1 protein-coding gene is annotated in these 839 nt (G+C 74.5%); it reads left to right on the top strand.

The window, feature by feature from the left end; all coding sequences use genetic code 11:
- The coding region (locus KBX53_RS34510; RefSeq protein WP_210863983.1) for an NAD(P)/FAD-dependent oxidoreductase at positions 1–839 on the top strand (839 nt) is incomplete at both ends.

Here is an 839-nt window from a genome sequence, read left to right as displayed (position 1 = left end):
GTGCCCCGGCTGCCGGATCCCGGCTACCCCGGCGCCTGCACCGCCGAGCAGATGCACAGCCACGACTACCGGGGCCCGGAGCAGCTGGCCGGCAGGCGGGTCCTGGTCGTCGGCGGCGGGAACTCCGCGATGGACATCGCCGTGGACGCGTCGTACGCGGCGGCCCGCACCCTACTGTCGTTGCGCCGGGGCGTCTGGGTGGTGCCGAAGTACCTGCTGGGTCGCCCCTCGGACACCCTCAACGGGGCGTTGGCCCGCCGACTGCCGTGGCGGCTGCGTCAACGCGTCAGCCAGACGATGCTGAGCGCCACCGTCGGCAACCCGGCCCGCTACGGGCTGCCCGCGCCGACGCACGGCTTCCTCCAGGACCACCCGACGCTCTCCGACGGGTTGCTGTCGCGGCTGACCCACGGCGACGTCGAGGCCCGCCCCGGCGTCGCCGCCCTCGACGGCGACCGGGTGGAGTTCACCGACGGCCGCAGCGACACCGTCGACCTGATCATCTGGTGCACCGGCTACCGGGTGGACGTGCCGTTCCTCGACCCGGCGCTGCTCGCCGGCGGCGCCGACACCCTGCCGTTGTACCGGCACGTGTTCCACCCCGACGCCCCCGGACTGAGCTTCGTCGGGTTGATGCAGTCCACCGGTTCCGCGTTCCCGCTGGTCGAGGCGCAGGCCAAGCTGATCGCGGCGCACCTCGCCGGCCGGTACGCGCTGCCGGACCCGGACCGGCAGCGCGCCGTGTGCCGGGCCGAACTACGGGCCGCTACCGCCCGGTGGGGTCAGCGCCGCCCGGCGATGCGGGTGGACTTCGACGTCTACCTGGCCGAGCTGGCCCG

It is taken from the genome of Micromonospora sp. M51 (genome assembly GCF_018070305.1).
Taxonomy (GTDB): Bacteria; Actinomycetota; Actinomycetes; order Mycobacteriales; family Micromonosporaceae; genus Micromonospora; species Micromonospora parva.
The sequence above is the reverse complement of the archived record's forward strand: the minus strand, read 5'-3'. Positions and strand labels throughout refer to the sequence as shown.